The 21,190-nt window shown below is 62.1% G+C and carries 16 protein-coding genes and 1 tRNA gene; 15 read left to right on the top strand and 2 right to left on the bottom strand.

Annotation, left to right across the window (positions count from 1 at the left end; genetic code table 11):
* Positions 1 to 42 precede the first annotated feature (42 nt).
* A complete protein-coding gene (locus tag ACRX4W_RS04045; RefSeq protein ID WP_343001444.1) occupies positions 43 to 1,032 on the top strand; it encodes a PLP-dependent transferase in 990 nt (329 codons plus the stop codon).
* 114 nt (positions 1,033 to 1,146) lie between these two features.
* Here the strand turns inward: ACRX4W_RS04045 and ACRX4W_RS04040 are convergent, their stop codons facing one another.
* On the bottom strand, positions 1,147 to 1,491 hold the full coding sequence (locus ACRX4W_RS04040) for a winged helix-turn-helix domain-containing protein (protein ID WP_343001443.1): 345 nt from the start codon (positions 1,489 to 1,491) through the stop codon (positions 1,147 to 1,149).
* A 193-nt stretch (positions 1,492 to 1,684) separates the two neighbouring features.
* On the opposite strand from ACRX4W_RS04040, the gene ACRX4W_RS04035 reads away from it, so the two are divergent.
* Together ACRX4W_RS04035 and leuS are read left to right on the top strand one after the other, a co-directional pair.
* A complete protein-coding gene (locus ACRX4W_RS04035) occupies positions 1,685 to 3,196 on the top strand; it encodes an IMP dehydrogenase (protein WP_055251158.1) in 1,512 nt (503 codons plus the stop codon).
* A gap of 370 nt (positions 3,197 to 3,566) precedes the next feature.
* Positions 3,567 to 6,143, top strand: a complete 2,577-nt coding sequence (leuS, locus tag ACRX4W_RS04030; RefSeq protein WP_432299302.1) for a leucine--tRNA ligase — start codon at positions 3,567 to 3,569, stop codon at positions 6,141 to 6,143.
* Positions 6,144 to 6,247: 104 nt separating this feature from the next.
* Here the strand turns inward: leuS and ACRX4W_RS04025 are convergent, their stop codons facing one another.
* Positions 6,248 to 6,820 (bottom strand): hypothetical protein, encoded by a 573-nt coding sequence (locus ACRX4W_RS04025; RefSeq protein WP_432299300.1) that lies wholly within the window; start codon positions 6,818 to 6,820, stop codon positions 6,248 to 6,250.
* A 369-nt stretch (positions 6,821 to 7,189) separates the two neighbouring features.
* On the opposite strand from ACRX4W_RS04025, the gene rimP reads away from it, so the two are divergent.
* The 12 genes from rimP to ACRX4W_RS03965 all read left to right on the top strand — a co-directional run bounded on the left by rimP (position 7,190) and on the right by ACRX4W_RS03965 (position 21,180).
* Positions 7,190 to 7,684, top strand: a complete 495-nt coding sequence (gene rimP / locus ACRX4W_RS04020; RefSeq protein WP_432299298.1) for a ribosome maturation factor RimP — start codon at positions 7,190 to 7,192, stop codon at positions 7,682 to 7,684.
* Position 7,685: 1 nt separating this feature from the next.
* The gene (gene nusA / locus ACRX4W_RS04015) at positions 7,686 to 8,933 is read left to right on the top strand and encodes a transcription termination factor NusA (RefSeq protein ID WP_117629484.1); all 1,248 of its coding nucleotides are present in this window, start codon (positions 7,686 to 7,688) and stop codon (positions 8,931 to 8,933) included.
* Positions 8,934 to 9,024: 91 nt separating this feature from the next.
* Complete coding sequence (gene infB, locus ACRX4W_RS04010) at positions 9,025 to 11,739, top strand: translation initiation factor IF-2 (RefSeq protein WP_432299296.1); 2,715 nt, start codon at positions 9,025 to 9,027, stop codon at positions 11,737 to 11,739.
* An 11-nt stretch (positions 11,740 to 11,750) separates the two neighbouring features.
* Positions 11,751 to 12,161 carry a 30S ribosome-binding factor RbfA gene (gene rbfA / locus ACRX4W_RS04005; RefSeq protein ID WP_006234038.1) on the top strand — a complete coding sequence of 137 codons (411 nt, stop codon included), beginning with the start codon at positions 11,751 to 11,753 and terminating at the stop codon, positions 12,159 to 12,161.
* On the top strand, positions 12,154 to 13,197 hold the full coding sequence (locus tag ACRX4W_RS04000; RefSeq protein ID WP_432299294.1) for a DHH family phosphoesterase: 1,044 nt from the start codon (positions 12,154 to 12,156) through the stop codon (positions 13,195 to 13,197). Before rbfA ends, ACRX4W_RS04000 begins: the two co-directional genes overlap by 8 nt.
* 15 nt (positions 13,198 to 13,212) lie before the next feature.
* Positions 13,213 to 14,145, top strand: coding sequence for a tRNA pseudouridine(55) synthase TruB (gene truB / locus ACRX4W_RS03995; protein WP_432299292.1), 933 nt, complete (start codon positions 13,213 to 13,215; stop codon positions 14,143 to 14,145).
* Positions 14,142 to 15,149 (top strand): riboflavin biosynthesis protein RibF, encoded by a 1,008-nt coding sequence (gene ribF, locus ACRX4W_RS03990; RefSeq protein WP_432299290.1) that lies wholly within the window; start codon positions 14,142 to 14,144, stop codon positions 15,147 to 15,149. Before truB ends, ribF begins: the two co-directional genes overlap by 4 nt.
* Positions 15,142 to 17,241, top strand: coding sequence for a DNA primase (gene dnaG / locus ACRX4W_RS03985; RefSeq protein WP_432299289.1), 2,100 nt, complete (start codon positions 15,142 to 15,144; stop codon positions 17,239 to 17,241). The genes ribF and dnaG overlap by 8 nt, the downstream gene beginning before the upstream one ends.
* 110 nt (positions 17,242 to 17,351) lie before the next feature.
* On the top strand, positions 17,352 to 18,701 hold the full coding sequence (gene rpoD / locus ACRX4W_RS03980) for an RNA polymerase sigma factor RpoD (RefSeq protein WP_055286388.1): 1,350 nt from the start codon (positions 17,352 to 17,354) through the stop codon (positions 18,699 to 18,701).
* Between the two features lie 164 nt (positions 18,702 to 18,865).
* Positions 18,866 to 18,940: transfer RNA gene (locus ACRX4W_RS03975), tRNA-Asn, on the top strand.
* Between the two features lie 161 nt (positions 18,941 to 19,101).
* Positions 19,102 to 19,491 (top strand): Asp23/Gls24 family envelope stress response protein, encoded by a 390-nt coding sequence (locus tag ACRX4W_RS03970; RefSeq protein WP_187361832.1) that lies wholly within the window; start codon positions 19,102 to 19,104, stop codon positions 19,489 to 19,491.
* Positions 19,492 to 19,518: 27 nt separating this feature from the next.
* Positions 19,519 to 21,180, top strand: a complete 1,662-nt coding sequence (locus tag ACRX4W_RS03965; protein ID WP_432299286.1) for a DAK2 domain-containing protein — start codon at positions 19,519 to 19,521, stop codon at positions 21,178 to 21,180.
* Positions 21,181 to 21,190 lie beyond the last annotated feature (10 nt).

Here is a 21,190-nt window from a genome sequence, read left to right as displayed (position 1 = left end):
ACATCCGCATCGTGGGTTTTTGTTATGGAGGGAAGGTGCCGTATGGGCGTACAGCAGCTAGAAGAGGCCTGGGCTTTGAGGGCCAGCGCGCGTGAGGCGCGGTTGCTTGCGGCGTCGCATGTGCCGGCAGCGCTGTCGTTGCTGGGGATTGTACGGCCCGGCGATCGTCTGGTGGCCTTTGCGGATGACTTTGCCGATGCGTTTGCGAGCGGCTTTGATGACTGCGATGTTGTGCTCGTGGGCTCGCCGTCCGCCGAGGCGTTTGCCGCCGCATCCGAGGGCTTTGATGCTTCGTTTGATGCCGAGGGTCCGCACCTGTGGTGGTTCGTCAACTCCATCGGCGGGTTTGGTCTGCGTGTGCCCGATCTGCGTGCGCTGGGTCGGGCGGCGCGTGAGGCCCATGCGCTGCTGGTTGTTGACAACACCGTGGCGTCGGCTTTTGGCTGCGATCCGCTGCGGCTGGGTGCTGCGCTGTCGTTCGAAGCGCTTGACCGTGTGTGCGCCGGTGAGGCTCCACGCAAGCTCGTTGCTGCTTCGGTGGCGCGCTCGCAGCTCAAGCGCCATCGTGTGGATGCCGCTGCCGAGTGCGCGCACGTATTGTTTGCAGGCTGCGGTGCGTCGGCGCTCGACCTTTCTGCCGAGGAGACCGACGTGCTGGAGCGTGGGCTTTCCTCGCTTAACGTCCGCATGCAGGCGCATTTCGACCGCGCCCGTGCGCTGGCCGAGTATCTGGCCGCCAACGAGATGGTGCGCAACGTTCGCTATCCCGGGCTGAGTTCGCATCCCGACCATGCGGCTGCAACGGGAATCCTCGAGCACGGCTTTGGACCGGCAGTTGAGTTTGATCTTATCGAACGTAGCGCGGGCGAGCTGTTCGATGCTTTGCCCGGGGAGTTTCGCACATCGCCCGCCGGCGGCGCAACGACGCGCCTTTCGGCCCCACGCGGCAAGCAGGGGAGCACCATCCGCCTCTTCGCCGGTACCGACGACCCCTTGATCGTGGCCGCCACCCTAGACAATGCCCTCCGATGATTATTCTGGGACGGGGATTAAAAAATCATTGTGTACCTAATGATTTTTTAATCCCCGTCCCAGAATAATCATCTATGGTGACCGACCAGCTAAAAAAGCCCCGTCCCAAATTGGCTACTCTTTGATGCTGGCGATGAGGGCGTTGGCTTTGGTGGCGATGACGTTGTTAATGTCGGCCTGCAGCTCTTCGTAGACCGCTATGGCTCGCTCGCCGGCGGGGGTGAGGGTGGATCCGCGGGCGCCGTCGCGCTCGATGAGCTTGCAGCCCAGCTGACCTTCGGCCTCGTTTACAATGCGCCAGGCCTTGGAATACGCCATGCCCATGCTCTTGGCGGCGCGGTTGAGCGAGTGCTCGCGGGCAATACCCTGCAGCAGCAAGACGCAGCCGTGGCCGAACACGCCCGGCAGATCCTTGTCGCACGCTTGAATGACCAACTTTGCCGTCGTCTTGTACTCCATGTGCTCCACGTCTCCCCGCTAAAGTGTTTGCTGGGCAAACGCATAGCCTGCGTCAAACCCTCGTGTGCTCTTCTTAAATCATGCATTGTAGCAGTCAAAGTGCGTTAAGATACTTCCCCAGTATTGGGCGCCCAAGGTTGGGCTGGGTCCTACGAGGCCTGCAGCCGACCGGTCGCATGGAAAAAGGAGAAACATGGCTACGTTCTTTCCCGGTGAGTCCCACACGTTTTCGGAGTATCTGCTGGTTCCTGGTTACTCGTCCTCGCAGTGCATCCCCAACAACGTCTCTCTTAAGACGCCGCTAACCCGCTTTAAGCGCGGTGAGAAGCCGGCAATCACCCTGAACATCCCCATGGTTTCCGCCATCATGCAGTCCGTCTCGGGCGTCGATATGGGTGTCGCGCTCGCTACCGAGGGTGGCCTGTCCTTCATTTACGGTTCCCAGAGCGCCGAGTCCGAGGCCGCTATGGTCAAGGCCGTCAAGGATCACAAGGCCGGCTTCGTTCAGTCCGATTCTACGCTGACCCCCGACATGACCATGGAGCAGGTCATCGAGCTCAAGGAGAAGACCGGTCACTCCACTATGCCGGTCACCGACGACGGCACTCCCAAGGGTAAGCTCCTGGGCATCGTCACCAGCCGTGACTATCGCCCCAGCCGCGATGACCACCAGACGAAGGTCTCCGAGTTCATGACCCCGCGTGAGCAGCTCATCGTGGGCGACAAGAACATCAGCCTCAAGGTTGCCAACGACGTCATCTGGGACAACAAGCTCAACGCCCTGCCGATCGTCGACGACAACGATCACCTGATGGGTATTGTCTTCCGCAAGGACTACGACAGCCACAAGACCAACCCCAACGAGCTGCTCGATGGCGACAAGCGCTACATGGTCGGCGCCGGTATCAACACCCGCGACTATGCCGAGCGCGTGCCGCTGCTCATCGAGGCCGGTGCCGACGTTCTGTGCATCGACTCCTCCGAGGGCTTCAGCGAGTGGCAGAAGCGCACCATCGAGTGGATCCGCGCCAACTATGGCGAGGACGTTAAGGTCGGCGCCGGTAACGTCGTCGACGCCGAGGGCTTCCGCTTCCTTGCCGACTGCGGTGCCGACTTCATCAAGGTCGGTATCGGCGGCGGCTCCATCTGCATTACCCGCGAGACCAAGGGCATTGGCCGCGGCCAGGCCACCGCGCTGATCGACGTCTGCCGCGCTCGTGACGAGTACTACGAGGAGACCGGTGTCTACGTGCCCGTGTGCTCCGACGGCGGCATCGTCTACGACTACCACATGACGCTCGCCCTTGCCATGGGTGCCGACTTCATGATGCTGGGCCGCTACTTCGCCCGCTTCGATGAGAGCCCGACCGAGCGCGTCAACGTGAACGGCCAGTACATGAAGGAGTACTGGGGCGAGGGTTCTGCGCGTGCCCGCAACTGGCAGCGCTACGACCTGGGCGGCGCCGCGAAGCTCAGCTTCGTCGAGGGCGTCGACTCCTACGTTCCCTACGCCGGTTCCCTCAAGGACGGCGTGGGCGGCACGCTCTACAAGGTTAAGTCCACGATGTGCAACTGCGGTGCTCTCTCGATCCCCGAGCTCCAGGAAAAGGCACGTCTAACGCTGGTCAGCTCCACCTCCATCGTCGAAGGCGGCGCCCACGACGTAGTCGTCAAGGACTCCCAGCAAAGCGTCAGCTACCGCTAAGCGGCTTTCCCAAGCACCGCACCTTGCCGTTCAAACCGTCGCTCGCGTACCAAAGTACGCGTCGCTCCTCTTTCATGGCAATCTGCGGCACTTGGAAAACCCGACCATGCTTGGGCGGGTAACAATTAGTGGTTGATTCAAAACCACGTTATTTAGATAAAGCGAGATGCGTGCAAGTCGCAGGCATCTCGCTTGTCGTATTTGCTATCATCAGTCAAGTTAACCTTAGGGTCGGTCGGCTTAGCTTTGTTCGCTACAAGTTCCGCACGCAAAGAAGAGCACTAAATGTGCTCTTCGTCTTGCGCAGGACTGTCCGCAGTAGCGAACAAAGCTAAGCCGACCGACCCCAGCTAAGATTAAAGGAGCTGATATGTGCGATTGCACAGATCATAAGGACGAGATTCCTGCCTACGACGCGCAGGCCATCGAGTCCCGGTGGATGAAGGCCTGGGAGGATTCCAACCTCTTTGCCGTCGACACCGACGACAGCAAGCCCAAGAAGTACGTGCTCGAGATGTTCCCGTATCCGTCGGGCGACCTGCACATGGGCCACGCGCGCAACTACACCATCGGCGATGCCATGGCCCGTCAGGCTCGTATGCGCGGCTTTGACGTGCTGCACCCCATCGGCTTTGACGCCTTTGGCCTGCCCGCCGAGAACGCTGCCATCAAGCACAACACACAGGCTGCCGCCTGGACGTATAAGAACATGGACCAGGCGCTCGCCACGATGAAGCGCATGGGCTTCTCCTACGATCTGGATCGCATGGTCAAGACCTGCAGCCCCGACTACTACCGCTGGGGCCAGTGGATCTTTGAGAAGATGTGGGAAAAGGGCCTGGTCTACCGTAAGAAGAACCCGGTCAACTGGTGCCCCACCTGCAAGACCGTTCTGGCCAACGAGCAGGTTACCGAGGGCAAGTGCTGGCGCTGCGGCACCGAGCCCGAGAAGCGCGACCTGGAGCAGTGGTACTACAAGATTACCGAGTACTCTCAGGAGCTGCTCGACGACCTGGAGAAGCTCCCCGGCTGGCCCGAGCGCGTCAAGCAGATGCAGGCTAACTGGATCGGTCGCTCCGAGGGCGCCGAGGTCGACTTTACCCTTTGCGACCAGGATGGCGAGCCCATCGAGGGCGACGAGGGCAAGATCACCGTCTTCACCACGCGTGCCGATACGCTCTTCGGTGTCTCCTTCTTTGTCCTGGCTCCCGAGTACGCGCGTCTGCACGAGCTCGTCGAGGGTACGGAGTACGAGGAGGCCGTGACCAAGATCGTCGAGGACTCCAAGCATATCTCCGCCGTCGAGCGTGCCCAGGGCACCCTCGAGAAGCACGGTGCCTTTACCGGCCGCTACGTGGTGAACCCGGTCAACGGCGAGAAGGTCCCCGTGTGGGTTGCCGACTACGTTGTTGCCGACTACGGCACCGGCGCCGTCATGGCCGTTCCCTGCGGCGACCAGCGCGACTTTGAGTTCGCCCGCAAGTACGACCTGCCGATCGTGCCGATCATCCTGGACGATGACGACCGCGCAGCCGTCGAGGCTAACGGTGAGACCATCGATACCTTCCATGCCGAGACCGTCGACTGGGATTGCGCCCACGCTGCCGAGGGCACGCTCGTCCAGTCCGGCAAGTACACCGGCATGCGCGGCGGCAAGCACTCCGAGGGCGAGGCTGCGATCGTGGCCGACCTCGAGGCCATGGGCTGCGGTCGTCGCAAGGTCGAGTTCCGTCTGCGCGATTGGCTCATTTCCCGTCAGCGCTATTGGGGCAACCCCATCCCGGCCATCCACTGCGAGCACTGCGGCATCGTCCCCGTACCCGAGGACCAGCTGCCGGTGACGCTGCCCGAGAACCTGGACCTGGGCGCCGGCGAGACCCTCGCCGAGTGCAAGGAGTTCTACGAGACCACCTGCCCGGTCTGCGGCCGCCCGGCCAAGCGCGAGACCGATACCATGGACACCTTCACCTGCTCCAGCTGGTATTACCTGCGCTATACCGACCCGCACAACACCGAGCTGCCCTTCTCCCGCGAGGCTGCCGACCGTTGGATGCCCGTCGATAACTACGTTGGTGGCATCGAGCACGCCATTCTGCACCTGCTCTACAGCCGCTTCTTTACCAAGGCACTGCGCGACCTGGGCCTGCTGAGCGTGGACGAGCCCTTCACCAACCTGCTGTGTCAGGGCATGGTCAAGGACGAGAACGGCGATACCATGTCCAAGTCCAAGGGCAACGTCGTTCCCCCGAGCTCGGTCATCGAGCCCTATGGTGCCGACACCATGCGTCTGGCGATCCTGTTTATCGCCCCGCCCGAGAAGGACTTCGACTGGGACCCCAAGGCCGTCGAGGGCGCCAACCGCTTCATCAAGCGCGCCTGGCGTATCGTTTGGCAGCTCGTCCAGTCCGGCGACGCCAGCGTGGCTTTCGACAAGTCAGCGCTCGACGAGGTTGCGATGAAGCTCTATCGCGAGCGTCACCGCACCATCGCCAAGTGCACCGAGGACTTCGATCGCGGCCAGTTCAACACCGCCATCTCGGCCGTCATGGAGCTCGTCAACGCGGCGAGCGCCTACCTCAACGCCACTGAGGTCGCTTTCCGTGACAAGGCGCTGTGCTACGGCGTGGCTAAGGATATCGTGAGCGTCCTTGCCCCCATCTGCCCGTTCTGGGCCGACGAGCTGTGGCATGAGGCGCTCGGCTGCGAGGGCAATGCCTACACCGCCGCCTGGCCCGAGTTCGACTTGGCCGAGTCCATCGAGGACACGGTGCAGATCGTCGTCCAGGTGCTCGGCAAGGTCCGTGGCCGCATCGACGTCGCCCGCGACGCCTCCAACGAGGAGATGCAGGCTGCCGCCGAGGCCGCCGTCGCCAAGTGGCTCGAGGGCAAGACGGTCGTCAAGGCCATCTGCGTGCCCGGCAAGCTGGTCAACCTGGTGGTCAAGTAAGCACTGCGCGCTTAACTGACGCATAAAAGACGAGGGGCGATCCGGTTGGGTCGTCCCTCGTTTTGTGTTGTATGACCTGCTTAGTCAGTGCGTCGCACCGTCTTCTACGGGATGTGTACCAGGTCCCTAAAGTAAACGTTGCCCGTTGCCTCTTCGAACATCCAAATGTTGAGGTAGATGTCGTTGAGGTCGTTGTTCACATCAAAGTCCGGGTCGTCGAAGGTGCCCACAAAGGTGAGCATGGCGCGCGTTTCCTCGCCCGCTGCGACCTGCTGGCGCATGCGCACATCGCGGGCCACGCCGTTGACGTAGGCATAGGAGTCCACATCGCCAAACATCATGTCGACACCGGTGTTGTTGGTTACCGTAAAGACGAGCGCGGCGTCGCCGTAGCCGTCGGTGTCCTTGCCCACGCAGGTAACATGGAAGTTCTCGTCTGCCTCAAGGTCGATGGGGAACTGTTCTTGGGGGTCGGCACCCAAGCCCTGGGGATCGATTAGGTCTTCGTCTATTTTGTCGAAGCTCTCCGATGGCGTCGTTTTCTCGATGGCTTTGGTGCTGCCAGGGTTCGGTTCGCATGTTCCGGTTTTGCCATTGATGTTGTTGCAGCCTAAGAGGGCCAACGAGCACGTTGCGATGGCGAGCGCAGTTATGCAGGGGGTGCCTAGACGTTTCATGTGTGCCTCCTTGCCGTAGAGGATTTGGAATGGTTTGTCGTTGCGCGACTTGCTGGCTGGCTTGTTGCAGAATGCCCCTTAGCGTAAGTCTGATCGATAGGGGCTCGGGGAGGAATGCCCTTGGGGTCCGAACGGGCCTGTGGAATGGGACGCATGGCCCGTTTTGGGGCTGTTGAGGGTGCGCCGCATGGGGTTCCTCGACCAATTGTCCTATTCTTGTGGAGAAGCTGTGCGCACGCTGACCTGCAGATTCGTACTGTGCTTGCACGTTTCCGCAGCTATTGGTATAGTTTGCTTGCAAATGAAGTTGTAATTGAAAGAAGTGGGGTTTCGGCCCCGCTTCTTTTTTGTATGGATGGAGGTGCCGCAATGGTCAAGACCAAGACCGAGCAGGCGATCATCGACGCGCTCGAGGCCGTCGCTCCCCAGCACGATGTCGACATCGTCGACGTCGAGCTCGTGGGCGCCACCAAGGCCCCCTGCGTGCGCGTGCGTATCGAGGGTGCCGAGGGTCAGAGCCTGTCTCTCAACGACGTCACGGCCAACACCAAGTGGGTCGGCGATGTGATTGAGGAGCTCGACCCTATCTCTTCGAGCTATACGCTCGAGGTGTCGAGCCCTGGTATGGCGCGTCCGCTGCGCCGCCCGAGTGACTTTGCCCGCTTTGTGGGCGAGAACTGCGAGCTCACCTCTACAGCCACCGAGGGCCGTCGCAAGTACGCCGGCAAGATTGCCGCTGCGACCGAGACCGAGGTGACCCTCGAGCTCGAGGACGGCGAGTCCGTTACCCTCGATTTCTCTGATGTTAAAAAGTGCAAGTTGAAGCCCACCTATGACTTCAAGCCCGCGAAGGAAGGAAAGTAAGATGGCAGCATCCGACATGATGTCCGCCCTGATGGAGCTTTGCCAGGAGAAGCACATCGACCAGCTCTACCTGATCGACCGCCTGGAGCAGTCGCTCGCCAAGAGCTATGCCGAGATCCTGCATCTTGAGTGGGGCGCCAAGGTGACAATCGACCGCACCACCGGCAAGATCTACGTCTACCGCCTGGAGCCGATTGACGATTCCATGGACGAGGAGGGCAACTTCACCGAGTTCGAGGAGATCGACGTCACCCCCAAGAACACGAGCCGCATCGCCGCCCAGCACGCCAAGGCCGAGATCAACGCCATCGTGCGCAACTCCGCCCGCGAGCAGATCTACGAGGAGTTCTCCGGCCGCATCGGTGACCTCATCAGCGGCACCGTGCTGCAGTCCACGCCCGACTTCACGATCGTCAAGATCCGCGAGGGCGTCGAGGCCGAGCTGCCGCACTTCGACCAGCGCCGTTACGAGAACGAGCGCAACGAGCGCCCGATGGGCGAGCGCTACCTGCACAACCAGCACATCAAGGCCGTGATCATCGACGTACGCGACCCCAACTCCAACCTGCAACCGGTTCGCGGCGAGCACAGCCGTCCGCCGATTGTCATCTCCCGCACCCACCCCGAGCTCATGCGTCGTCTGTTTGAGCAGGAGGTGCCCGAGATCTATGAGGGCACCGTCCAGATCAAGTCGATCGCCCGCGAGCCCGGCCAGCGTTCCAAGGTAGCCGTCCACTCGCTCGACGACCGTCTGGATCCCGTGGGCGCCTGCGTCGGCCCCAAGGGCAGCCGTGTTCGCGCTGTCGTGGGCGAGCTCCGTGGCGAGCGCGTCGACGTCATCCTGTGGGATGCCGATCCTGCCGTCTACGTCGCCAACGCCCTGTCTCCTGCCAAGGTCACCCGCGTCCTCATCGACGAGGAGAAGGCCTACGCCGGCGTCATCGTGCCCGACGACCAGCTGTCCCTCGCCATCGGCAAGGAGGGCCAGAACGCCCGCCTCGCCGCGCGCCTGACCGGCTGGCACATCGACATCAAGTCCGAGACGCTTGCCGCCGACATCCTCAAGAACGTTCCCGTTCACGAGGAGCCCGCCGCCGACCTGATCGGTGACGAGGAGGACGAGGACGTCCGTCGCTGCGAGTACGTGTCCGAGGACGGCGTCCAGTGCCGCAACCAGGCTCGTCCCGGCTCCCGTTTCTGCGGTGTCCACGACACCGACGCCTTCGATGATGCGGAGGACCTGATCTAGCGCGCGGTCGCGCCGGGCAGGTCCCGGCGTGTCTCTCACGCTCGTTCAGTCTCTAGGCACCCAAGGTGCCAGAAAGGGTAGGTGAAGTCATATGGCAAAAGTCCGTGTGTCCACCCTGGCCAAAGAGTTCGGCATGACCTCCAAGGAACTGATGGGTCATCTCGCTGATATGAAGATTCCCGCTAAGTCCGCTTCCTCCACTCTGGAGGACGCCTATGTCGCCATGGTCCGCAAACAACTCGCCTCGGTGATCGAGGCCCGCGCTCAGGAAGTCGAGGCCGCCAAGAAGGCCGAGGAGCAGGCAGCTGCCGCCGAGGAGGCCGCACGCGCCGCCGAGGCCGAGCGCGAGCGCATCGCTGCCGAGAAGGCACGCGAGGAGGAGCGCCGCCAGTTTGCCGCAGCTCAGGCTGCCGAGGAGGCCGCCCGTGCCGAGGCTGAGGCCAAGAAGAAGGCCGAGCAGGAGCGCCTTGCCCGCGAGAAGGAGGAGGCTGCCCGCGAGGCTCAGCGCCGCGCCGTTCCCGCTTCCGACTCCGGTTCGCGCTTCCGTTCGCTGCTCGACCAGATCGCCGCACAGGAGACCGTGCTCAAGGAGAAGAAGGACGCCGAGGACAAGGCCAAGGCCGAGCGCGCCGCCGAGCGCGGTAACCGTCGTGGCGGCAACAACGACCGCCGCGGTGGCCGTCGTAACGATCGCAACGCCTCCGACAGCAACTCCGAGCGCAACGCCTCCGAGAGCCGTCCGCACAGCCATCGCACCAACGCCAGCAACAACGTCGCTGCTGGCATGGACTTCCCCAACCCCGACAAGCAGGGCAAGGGCAAGAAGCGCAAGGGCGGTCACAACAACGAAGAGGACCACTACAGCCGTATGGCTCGCGAGGCCGAGGAGTACAGTCGCGAGAAGGTACTCGAGGAGGCTCGTGCTGCCGTCGAGGAGGCCTCTCGCGAGTCCACCGGTCGCCGCAAGAAGCGCAAGGAGAAGCGCGAGCGCGAGGCTGCCAAGGCTCAGGAGGAGCGCAAGATAGAGGAGGCGTTGGCCCAGGGCGTGAACCCCGAGGAGCTCGACGCCATCAAGGTTTCCCAGGGCGTTACCGTCCAGGAGCTCGCCGAGGCGCTCGACGTTCCGGCCAACGACATCATCAAGCGCCTGTTCCTGCTGGGCACGCCGCTCACCATGACGCAGTCCATGTCTGACGACCTCGTCGAGCTCGTTGCCGACGACCTGGGCCGTCAGATCAAGATCATCACCCCCGAGGAGGAGAACACCTTCTCGTTCTACGACGATCCCGCCGACCTTAAGCCGCGCGCACCGGTCGTCACCGTCATGGGCCACGTCGACCACGGCAAGACGAGCCTCCTCGACGCCATCCGTCACACCGGCGTCGCTGCCGGCGAGGCGGGCGGCATCACGCAGGCCATCGGTGCTTCGCAGGTTATGATCAACGATCGCAAGATCACCTTCATCGATACCCCGGGTCACGCCACCTTTACGGCTATGCGTGCCCGTGGCGCCAAGGTGACCGACATCGTCATTCTGATCGTGGCTGCCGACGACGGCGTCATGCCTCAGACCGTCGAGTCGATCAACCACGCCAAGGCCGCCGGCGTACCCATCGTCGTCGCCGTTAACAAGATCGATAAGCCGGGTGCCAACCCCGACCGCGTGCGCCAGGAGCTCACCGAGTACGGTGTCATCCCCGAGGAGTGGGGCGGACAGAACATGTTCGTCAACATCTCGGCGAAGCAGAAGATTGGTATCGACGACCTTCTGGAGACCGTGCTGCTCCAGGCAGACGTGCTCGAGCTCAAGGCCAACCCGGACACCTTTGCCTCCGGCAACGTCCTCGAGGCCAAGCTCGACAAGGGCCGCGGCTCGGTCGCTACCGTGCTCGTGACCCGCGGTACCCTGCACGTGGGCGATACGCTGGTCGCCGGCCTCACCTACGGCCGCGTCCGCGCCATGCTCGACCCCAAGGGCCGCGCCGTCACCGAGGCCGGTCCCTCCGACGCCGTCGAGATCCTGGGCCTGCAGTCCGTGCCCAACGCCGGTGACGAGTTCCGCGTGTTCGAGGACGAGCGCGAGGCTCGTGCCCTTGCCGACGAGCGTTCGCTCAAGGCCCGTATCGAGGAGCAGAGCCGCGTCAAGCACGTCACGCTCGAGAACCTCTTCGAGACCATTGCCGACGCCGAGGTCAAGGAGCTCAACCTGATCATCAAGGCCGACGTCCAGGGTTCCATCGAGGCCCTTCAGGATTCGCTCGACAAGATGGATCAGTCCGAGGTTCGCATCAACACGATCCACTCCGCCGTTGGCGCCATCAACGAGACCGACGTCGTCCTGGCCGACGCCTCCAACGCCATCATCATCGGCTTTGGTGTGCGTCCCGACGGCAAGGCTCGCTCCGCTGCCGAGCGCGAGGGCGTCGAGATCCGTTGCTACGACGTCATCTACAAGTGCCTTGAGGAGCTCGACGCTGCCCGTATCGGTATGCTCAAGCCCACCGAGGTCGAGGTCTCCACGGGTACCGCGACCGTCCTGGACACCTTCAAGGTGCCCAAAGTCGGTATCGCCGCCGGTGTCCGCGTCGAAGAGGGCGAGATCGCCGCGACCGATTCCGTGCGTCTGGTGCGCGACGGCATCGTGGTCTTCAACGGCAAGATCGCCTCGATGCGCCACTACAAGGACGAGGCCAAGAGCCTCAAGAGCGGTTCCGAGGGCGGCATTGGCCTGGAGAACTTCCAGGACATCAAGCCCGGCGACCAGATCGAGGGTTACCGCATCGACCAGGTTGCCCGTACCGAGTAGGGGGTAGCGCTATGAAGCAAACGCAGGCAACCCGCCGTCTGGGCGAGCAGCTTCGCGAGAAGCTCGGTTATATCCTGCTCTTTGAGGTTTCCGATCCGCGTCTCGACCTGGTTACTTTGACCGCGGTCGAGGTCGCGGTGGACCGTTCGTTCGCGCGCGTGTACGTATCGTGCGATGCGAGCCGCTACGACGAGGTCATGGAGGCGCTCGCAAGCGCCAAGGGCCGTATTCGCAGCCTGTTGGCTCGCTCGCTCGATTGGCGTGTCACGCCCGAGCTCGATTTTCGCATCGATCGCTCGACCGATGAGGCCGAGCGCATCACGCGTGCGCTGGAAAACGTTCCCGCCACGCTTGCGATCGAAAAGGACGAGGACGGCTATCCGATAGCGGATGCCGCCCAGGAGGCAGCTTTAGATGACTAATTCCGCCGACCTCGCCTCGTGCGAGTCTGCAGATATTCAGCGACGCATCCTCGAGCTCATCGAGGGTGCGTCCTCCATTGCGATTTCGGGACATACTTCTCCCGATGGCGATGCCTTGGGCTCCGTGTTGGGTCTGGGCCTTTCGCTCATGAAGTTTTTCCCCAACAAGGACATTGCGCTGCTGCTGGCAGACGATGATCCGGTTCCGCGCATCTACCGCTTTATGGAAGGCTCCGATCGCCTGGTACCGGCATCTGCGTATACCGGCAATCCGGACCTGTTCATCTCGGTGGACGTGCCGGTCGTCGAGCGTCTCAATAATTCCGCCGAGGTGCTTCGTCGCTCCAAGCATGTGGTGTGCTTCGATCACCATCCGGCGCGCGAGGAGTTTGCCGAGCTCAGCCTGAGGCGCGTCGAAGCTGCAGCCTGCGCCATGATCATCGACCGCTTCTTGGACAATTGCGGCATTGTCGCACGTGATGGCGTTGCAACCTGCCTGCTGTGTGGCTTGGTTACCGATACCGGCCGTTTTCAGTACCAAAACGCCGACGCCGCCGCGTTCCATGCAGCCTCGCGTCTGGTTGCCCACGGTGCCGATCCGGCGCGTGTGGCACTCGAGGTCTACCAGAGCATGCGCGTTGAGTTTTTGCACCTCAAGTCCATCGTTATGGGCCGCATTAAGACGGTGGCCCACGGGCGCGTCGCGTATAGCTACGCGTACCAGAGTGACCTTGAGGCCTGCGGTGTCACCTCGGATGAGTGCGACGGTCTGGTTGACGTGGTGCGCTCGGTGATGGGCGTCGAGGTCTGCCTGTTCCTGAAGGGCATTGAGGGCGATACCAAGGTGCGCGGCAACCTGCGCTCCAAGGGTGACCTCAACGTGTCCGAGATCGCTGCTGCCTTTGGCGGAGGCGGACATCCTGCTGCCGCCGGTTTCTCCAACAACGGAACGATTCTCGAGACGCTCACCGTGGCACTTCCCATGCTGGCCGAACTGGTAGGGGAGGATCTCGCTTCGGTGACCGTCGAGCTTTAACTTTTTGGATGGTACATGGCTCGTCGTACGCCTTCTCAACTGAATATGCTGCTTGCCGTCGATAAGCCGGTGGGCTGCACGTCCCACGATGTGGTTTCGCAATGCCGGCGTGCCCTCCATGAGCGGCGCGTCGGTCATGCCGGCACGCTCGACCCCATGGCATCGGGTGTCATGGTGGTGGGTGTAGGCCAAGCCACCCGTTTGCTGGGCATGCTAACCCTCGATACCAAAAGCTACGTCGCCGACATCTCGTTTGGTGCCGAGACCAATACCGATGATGCGGAGGGCGAGGCGGTCCGCACGGTGGCTATTGCCAACGAGTTGCGCGATCCTGCCTATGCCCGTGAGCGCTTGGCGGCCATGCTGGGTCCGCAGATGCAGGTGCCGCCGGCGTTTTCGGCTATCTCGGTCAATGGCGTTCGCGCCTACAAGTCTGCTCGCGAGGGCAATGCGGTGGACCTACCTCCGCGCCCCGTCGAGGTCTATGCCGCCGACCTGATCGCCGTGGGCGGCGAAGGTGATACGTGTGTGTGGACCGTGGTGTTTTCGGTGAGCAAGGGCACCTATATCCGTGCGCTCGCTCGCGACTTGGGCCGCGCCTGCGAGAGCGCCGCGCACATTTCCGCGCTGCGCCGCACGGCTTCCGGTGTTGTTTCCATTGGCGCTTGTCATGCGGTCGAGGAGCTTTCTCCCGAGTCCGCGGCTGGCTTTGCCCTGGATCCCATTGCGGCCCTGGGCGCCACGCGTGTTGACTTGCCGGGCAATCTTGCCGAAGACCTGCTCTGCGGCCGACGCATTCCCGTTGAGCGTGCGCTTGCCGATTTTGATGCCTCGAAGGCGCCTTTTGCGTTGGTGCTCGATGGGGGACTCAAGGCGCTCGCCCGCATTGAGAGTGGCCGCTTTGTCATGGAGCATGTTTTCCCGCAGGCAATCGGCGGTGTTCGATGATGTTATCCGCTCGCGAGCTCGCGCGTATCTTTTTCGAAGGCGAGTCGGACGAGGCTCGCATCGTTACTGCCGATGCGTTTGATGAGTGCGAGCACTTGGGTGCTGCCTCGATCGCCATTGGCGTGTTCGATGGCGTTCACCGTGGACACCAGGAACTCATCGAAGCGCTTGTCCGTGATGCCCGTGCCCATGGCTGCAAGGCGGTCGTGGTCACTTTCGATCCCGATCCGGACGTTGTGGTGAGCCCATCGCCCGCTCAAAAATTGATGACGACGGCCGACCGTCTACATGCCCTGGCACTAACCGGGGTCGATGCGGTCGTGGCCGTTCCCTTTACGCCCGCGGTGGCGGCACTCGACCACGTCGGTTTTCTCGCACTGTTGTCACGCGTTGTCGACATTCGTTCGATTCGCGTTGGCAGCGACTTTAGGCTGGGTCGCGGCGGTGCTTCTGGTGTTGCCGAGATGCGCGCCTGGGGTGCCACGCGCGGTGTTGACGTTTATGGTCACGACCTGCTTTGCGAGGGCGGCGAGGCCATTTGCGCCACCCGCATTCGTCGCGAGTTGGGACAGGGCCATGTGGGGCTTGCTGCTGGGTTACTCGGCCGCCCGTATATGGTGCGTGGCGGTGTTATTCGCGGCCGTCACGAGGGTTCTGGCATGGGCTTTCCCACGGCAAACCTGCAGGTTCCCGACGGCATTCAGGTGCCTGCCGATGGCGTGTATGAGGGCCTGGTGCTCGTCGATGACACCGTATGGCCTGCTGCCGTTAACGTCGGCCTGCCGCCGACGTATGCCGACGATGCCGCTTCATCGCATCTCGAGGCTAACTTAATTGGTTATACGGGCGACCTGTACGGCGCTTCCGTTTCGCTGGCGTTTACGCGCTGGCTGCGTCCCTCGCGTGTTTTCGAATCGCTGGACGAGTTGATCTCGACCGTCGAGGGTAATATCGAGGACATTCGTCACAACTTGGGCGAGCAGGGGGTGAGCATCCGTGATTAGCGATGAGGAAAAAGACCAGGTACGCGCTGCGTCCGACCTAGTTGCCATCGTGCAGGAAACGGTTGAGCTCAAGCCCCGCGGCCATGAGTTTTGGGGCTGCTGCCCCTTTCATGGCGAAAAGACGCCGTCCTTCCATATTATCCCCGCTACGCAGGTCTGGCACTGCTTTGGCTGCGGCGAAGGCGGCGACGTCTTCACCTATATCATGAAGCGCGAAAACCTGAGCTTTCCCGAGTCAATCCGCTATTTGGCCGATCGTGCGGGTATTGAGCTGCATGACACCGGAGATCGTCGCGAGCGCGGTACCAAGCGTGCCCGCATCTACGATCTGTGTGCCGAGACCGCCCAGTTCTACCACACCATGCTTATGCGCGGTAAGGACGGCCGTCCACGCGAGTACTTTGCCAGCCGTGGTATGGGTGGCGACGTCTGCCGCCGCTACTGCCTGGGCTTTGCACCGGGCCGCAACGCGCTGGTGTCGCACCTGTCCCAGGCGGGTTTTACCCCGCAGGAGATGATCGACGCCAACGTTGCCGTGAGCCGCGGGCGCGGGCAGCTTGTCGACCGCTTCTACGACCGCGTGATGTTTCCCATCTTTGACGAGCAGGGTCACAACATTGCCTTTGGCGGGCGCATCATGGGTGACGGCCAACCCAAGTACCTCAACACCGCCGAGACGAGCGTGTTCCATAAAAAGCGAAACCTCTATGGCTTTAACTGGGCCAAGGAGTTTATCGTCGCGCAGGATACGGCCATCGTGGTGGAGGGCTATACCGATTGTATCGCCTGCTGGGAGGCGGGGATCAAAAACGTTGTCGCCACGCTGGGCACCGCGCTCACGGAGCATCACGTCAAGACGCTCACCCGCTTTGCCAAGCGTATCGTGTATATGTTCGATGGCGATGCCGCGGGCCAGAAGGCCGCCCGTCGCGCGATTCAATTTATCGAGCAGGATTCGATGGACCTGCGCTGCGTGGTGCTGCCCGACGGCAACGACCCCATGGAGTTCATCACAGCGCATGGTGGACAGGAGCTTCAGGCGCGCATCGACGCTGCCGAGCCGCTCATGGACTTTGTCTACCGTTCGCTGCAGGAGTCGAGTGACATCACCACGCCGGGCGGTCGTGCCAAGGCGCTGGAAGATGCGCTGACGCTTATCTATCCGCTGCGCGATAGCTATATGATCGACACATACTTTATCCAGATTGCCGATCTGCTGGGTTTGGATCTGGAGACGGTTCGCGCGAGTTCGGGTCGCGTGTTTCGCGATGTCGCCAAGCGCGAAGATGCGGAACGACGTCGTGAGCAGAACTATGAACGCCAGCGGGCGCAAGCCGAGCGCTCTGTTAGCGCGGGCGGTCGGACGTCTGGTTCGCTGGGGGCATCTCGCGGTGCTTGGGCATCGGGCGCGACGCCGCCGGTGTCCGCGCCGGTCGAAGAAGAGCCGTATGACTACGTCCCGCTCGATGCCTACGGTGCCGCGCCCGTGGAGGTCGTCGACGACCTGCCGCCGATCGATGTGCCTGATGGTATAGGCTCTGCGCCCGCCGATGGCCCGGCAGACGCCTCGGCCCCTATGGTCCTGACCGATTTGGAACGCAAGTCCTTGGCAGGGGAGCGCGAGCTGTTGACGATGCTCACGAGCTACCCCGACCTGTTCCGCACGTATGCCGACCGCATCTGCTCTATCGAGTGGGTTGACCCTCGTCACGAGTCCATCGCATGGGCCGTTCTGGCAACGCCGCCGGGAACCGATCCTGCGGCCTGCATGGATGCGGCGCGCTCGGTGTGTCCCGAGGCGGCAACGCTTGTGAGTGCCGGGCGCATCTCGGCGACGAGCAAGCATCCCACCGAGACGAACATCGTGTTTATGCTCGATACGCTCGAGCTCTACACCATCAAGCGCCGCATGCGTGCCGCACAGGCCAAGCTGCGCCAGGACCGTTCGCTCGATGATGAGGCCCGTCGCGCGCTGACCGTGCAGGCCGCGCAGGATTCGCAGCGTCAACGCGAACTGCAAAAGTCGATCGGCGGCGTGGCGGACCCGTTCCGTTTGATTGGTCTGGAGGCCGCAGGCACCGAACAGGCCTAGATGTTGTGGTCAACCAGCGTATTCTCGCCTATATCCAGTCCTCTTTTTGGGTATAGACGTCTATGTGTGTGCTAAAGTATTGAGTCCTGTGGACTATGAAGGGAGAATCTGTGCCAAAAAAGACTGAGAGCACGGGTACTGGGCTGGAATCCTACGTTGCAAAGCTCATGGGCAACGGCTCAAACAGGACTTCGGTAACCGAGGACGAGATTCAGGTCGCCCTGAAGGATATCGATGTTTCTGACGAGCAGCTCACCGCGGTGTATTCCGCGCTGCGCAACAGCGGCATCCAGATTATCTCCGCGAGCGGTAACGACGACGCCCCCATGGACGTCGACGATGACGATAACGATACCGATACCGACGATTTCGATGACGACGACGAGCACGATTCCGGCTCGCTCGACGATCATGAGCTCAAGATGGCCCGTCAGGCCGACGCCGAGATGGGTTCTTCCAAGAGCAAGAAGAAGCGCACCGTGCGCACGTCCCGTTCACGCTCGCGCGTGCGTGGCATCGATGCCTCCACGGTGATGCTGACCGGCGATCCGGTTCGTATGTACCTCAAGGAGATCGGCAAGGTCGACCTGCTGACCGCCTCCGAAGAGGTCGATCTGGCTATGAAGATCGAGGCCGGTCTTGAGGCCACCGAGAAGCTCGAGGCTGCCGATGCCGGTGAGCTCGAGCTCACGCGTGCCGAGATGCGTCGTCTTACGCGCATTGAGAACGTCGGCCTCGAAGCCAAGCAGGCACTCATCAGCGCAAACCTGCGTCTGGTTGTCTCCATTGCCAAGCGCTATGTCGGCCGCGGCATGCTGTTCCTTGACCTGATCCAGGAGGGCAACCTCGGTCTGATTCGCGCCGTCGAGAAGTTCGACTACCAGAAGGGTTTCAAGTTCTCCACGTACGCCACGTGGTGGATCCGTCAGGCCATTACGCGCGCCATTGCCGACCAGGCCCGTACCATCCGTATTCCCGTACACATGGTCGAGACCATCAACAAGCTCGTCCGCGTGCAGCGCCAGCTCCTTCAGGACCTGGGCCGCGACCCGACCCCCGAGGAGATCGGTGCCGAGATGGACATGAGCGCCGATCGCGTCCGCGAGATCCAGAAGATCTCGCAGGAGCCCGTGTCGCTCGAGACCCCCATCGGCGAGGAAGAGGATTCCCAGCTGGGCGACTTCATCGAGGACTCCCAGGCAATCGTTCCTCCCGATGCCGCCAGCTTCTCCATGCTGCAGGAGCAGCTCACTCAGGTGCTCGACTCGCTTGCCGATCGTGAGCGCAAGGTTATCGAGCTGCGCTTTGGCCTTGTCGACGGGCATCCCCGTACGCTCGAGGAAGTCGGCCGCGAGTTTGGCGTCACGCGCGAGCGTATCCGCCAGATCGAGTCCAAGACCCTGGCCAAGCTCCGCCACCCGAGCCGCAGCAGCAAGCTGAAGGACTACATCGAGTCATAACCTCGCAAGCAAGAAGCGCCCTCAAGCACATCCGCTTGGGGGCGCTTTCATGTGGTCATTGGGGACGTCTCCAATGACTAGGTCGGAAAAATTCTTAAAAAAGTTCTTGCCCTGAGCTGATTCGTCCGTATAATAAACTTCGTTGCTTGAGAGCACGCACCTATTCCTCGGTAGCTCAATGGTAGAGCACGCGGCTGTTAACCGCGCTGTTGTAGGTTCGAGTCCTACCCGGGGAGCCAGGTTGTAAAACCCGTCGCTTATGCGGCGGGTTTTTTCATGCCGCGACCACTTGACTCGAACGTTGCCATATCAACATTTCGTGTCGAGGATGTAATCCCGCGACCCACCACCTCAACATGGCGCGGTCGTTGTAGAATATTGCAATGATTGCTCCCACGACATGGTGCCGCGAGCACCAGATAAGGAGATTCTTGTGTCTGAGACCATTAACGGCAGCCTGAGCGTCTCGAACGACGTTATTGCCGATATTGCCGGTTATGCCGCGATGACGTGCTATGGCGTCGTCGGTATGGCTGAGCAGCTCCAAGGCGCCGAGAGCGTGCGCCTGCTTGCCGGTCAGCGCCTCCGCAAGGGCGTGCTTGTCTCCGCCGACGAGAACGGCCTTACGGTCGATCTTCACGTCGTGCTCGAGAACGGCGTCAACATGAAGTCCGTCTGCCACAATCTTTCGAGCTCCGTTGCCTTCACCCTGCAGGAGATCGCCCAGATCGATCCCGCCAGCCTTAAGATCGGCATCCATATCGACGCGCTCAAGAGCCGTCTGAACTAGCATCCGAAAACGGAGATTCAAATACCCATGATTGCAAAGACCATTCGCACCTGTTTTCCGATCGCTGCGGCTGCCGTTTCCGACAAGGCCGAGGAGATCAACAAGCTCAACGTCTTCCCCGTGCCCGACGGTGACACCGGCACCAACATGTCGCTCACGCTCGCCTCGGTGACCAAGGAGCTCTCCGCTCTTCCCGCCGACGCCGACATGGAGGCCATCGCCGGCGCCATCACCCACGGCTCCCTGATGGGCGCCCGCGGCAACTCCGGTGTCATCACCTCGCAGATCCTGCGCGGCGTGGCCGAGGGCCTTGTCTCCGCCGACGAGCCCATTACGTCCGCCAACATCGCCTTCGCTTTCCGTCGTGCCGTCAAGGTTGCCTTCCAGGCCGTCCGTAAGCCCATCGAGGGTACGATCCTCACGGTGCTGCGCGATGTCTCAACCAAGGCCGACGAGTGCGAAAAGAAGAAGTTCTCGGCTGAGGACGCGCTCGACGCCATCGTCGTCGAGGCCTACCAGTCCGTCGCCCGCACGCCCGACCTGCTGCCCGTTCTGAAGGAGAACGGCGTGGTCGACTCCGGCGCCTTCGGCTTTGCTATTTTCCTTGAGAACTTTGTTGCCGCCGCTCTTGGCCGCAGCACCGTGGTCGAGGATTTCTCCGCCACGTTTGATTCCGCCGGCTCTGCCCGCGACGCGGCCCTTGGTCGTGTTGAGATCGAGGCCAACGACGACTGGGAGGGCTCGGAGTTCCGCTACTGCAACGAGTTCCTCTTTAAGGCCGACGCTCCCTTTGACGAGGACGAGTGCCTCAGGTTCCTGGGCTCCATGGGCGACTGCGAGCTGCTTGTGGGCGCTTACCCCGATTACAAGATCCACGTGCACTCCAACACCCCCAACCTGGTGCTCGAGCACATGCTGCAGCTTGGTCAGATCTACGAAGTCTTTATCCACAACATGGAGATGGAGGCCCACGACCGTACCGCCAAGATCCACGAGGACCAGGAAAAGGCCGCCGAGCCCGCCAAGGCCCTGGGCTTTGTCGCCGTTGCCGCTGGTTCCGGCGAGGCCGACATCCTCAAGTCCCTCGGCGTCGACGTGATCGTGTCCGGTGGTCAGACCATGAACCCCTCGACTGCAGACCTGCTGGGCGCCGTCGACCAGGTCAACGCGACCTCGGTCATCATCCTGCCCAATAACGGCAACATCCGCATGGCCGCCGAGGCCGCTGCCTCTGCCTGTACCGACAAGAAGGTCGCCGTCGTTCCCACCAAGACCGTTCCGCAGGCCTTCTCTGCGCTGTTCGCGGTCCTGCCCGATTCCGAGCTCGAGGATGCCGTCGCCGCTATGGTCGACGCCATCAGTGAGGTTCGTGATGGCGAGGTCACCCGTGCCGTGCGCGATTCCAGCGCGTCCGACGGCTCGCCGATTCACTCCGGTGACGTCATGGGTATCATTGCCGGCTCCATTGACGTGGTCGGCTCCGATGTGAAGCAGGTCACGCTCGATTGCATCAACCGCATGCAGGAGGAAGAGGAGGGCGATGCGCTGACGATTCTGGCCGGCGAGGAACTGTCCGATGAGGCCTTCCAGGAGATCGTCGACGCCATTGAGGAGGCTCAGCCCGATCTGGAGATTGACGCCCATCGTGGCGAGCAGCCGCTCTATCCCGTGATCTTCTCGATCGAGTAGGCATCTGCCC

Source organism: Collinsella aerofaciens (assembly GCF_964283865.1).
Lineage (GTDB): Bacteria > Actinomycetota > Coriobacteriia > Coriobacteriales > Coriobacteriaceae > Collinsella.
Note: the sequence above shows the minus strand (reverse complement) of the source record. Positions and strands in the feature narration are given on the sequence as shown.

What these genes read in the sequence shown, in the direction of transcription:
- ACRX4W_RS04035 (WP_055251158.1), top strand. Translation starts at nt 1,685, where the DNA reads ATGGCTACGTTCTTTCCCGGTGAGTCCCACACGTTTTCGGAGTATCTG.
- ACRX4W_RS04025 (WP_432299300.1), bottom strand. Translation starts at nt 6,820, where the DNA reads ATGAAACGTCTAGGCACCCCCTGCATAACTGCGCTCGCCATCGCAACG.
- ACRX4W_RS04000 (WP_432299294.1), top strand. Translation starts at nt 12,154, where the DNA reads ATGACTAATTCCGCCGACCTCGCCTCGTGCGAGTCTGCAGATATTCAG.
- rbfA (WP_006234038.1), top strand. Translation starts at nt 11,751, where the DNA reads ATGAAGCAAACGCAGGCAACCCGCCGTCTGGGCGAGCAGCTTCGCGAG.
- nusA (WP_117629484.1), top strand. Translation starts at nt 7,686, where the DNA reads ATGGCAGCATCCGACATGATGTCCGCCCTGATGGAGCTTTGCCAGGAG.
- leuS (WP_432299302.1), top strand. Translation starts at nt 3,567, where the DNA reads ATGTGCGATTGCACAGATCATAAGGACGAGATTCCTGCCTACGACGCG.
- infB (WP_432299296.1), top strand. Translation starts at nt 9,025, where the DNA reads ATGGCAAAAGTCCGTGTGTCCACCCTGGCCAAAGAGTTCGGCATGACC.
- truB (WP_432299292.1), top strand. Translation starts at nt 13,213, where the DNA reads ATGGCTCGTCGTACGCCTTCTCAACTGAATATGCTGCTTGCCGTCGAT.
- ACRX4W_RS04045 (WP_343001444.1), top strand. Translation starts at nt 43, where the DNA reads ATGGGCGTACAGCAGCTAGAAGAGGCCTGGGCTTTGAGGGCCAGCGCG.
- rimP (WP_432299298.1), top strand. Translation starts at nt 7,190, where the DNA reads ATGGTCAAGACCAAGACCGAGCAGGCGATCATCGACGCGCTCGAGGCC.
- ribF (WP_432299290.1), top strand. Translation starts at nt 14,142, where the DNA reads ATGATGTTATCCGCTCGCGAGCTCGCGCGTATCTTTTTCGAAGGCGAG.
- ACRX4W_RS04040 (WP_343001443.1), bottom strand. Translation starts at nt 1,491, where the DNA reads ATGGAGTACAAGACGACGGCAAAGTTGGTCATTCAAGCGTGCGACAAG.
- ACRX4W_RS03970 (WP_187361832.1), top strand. Translation starts at nt 19,102, where the DNA reads ATGGTGCCGCGAGCACCAGATAAGGAGATTCTTGTGTCTGAGACCATT.
- ACRX4W_RS03965 (WP_432299286.1), top strand. Translation starts at nt 19,519, where the DNA reads ATGATTGCAAAGACCATTCGCACCTGTTTTCCGATCGCTGCGGCTGCC.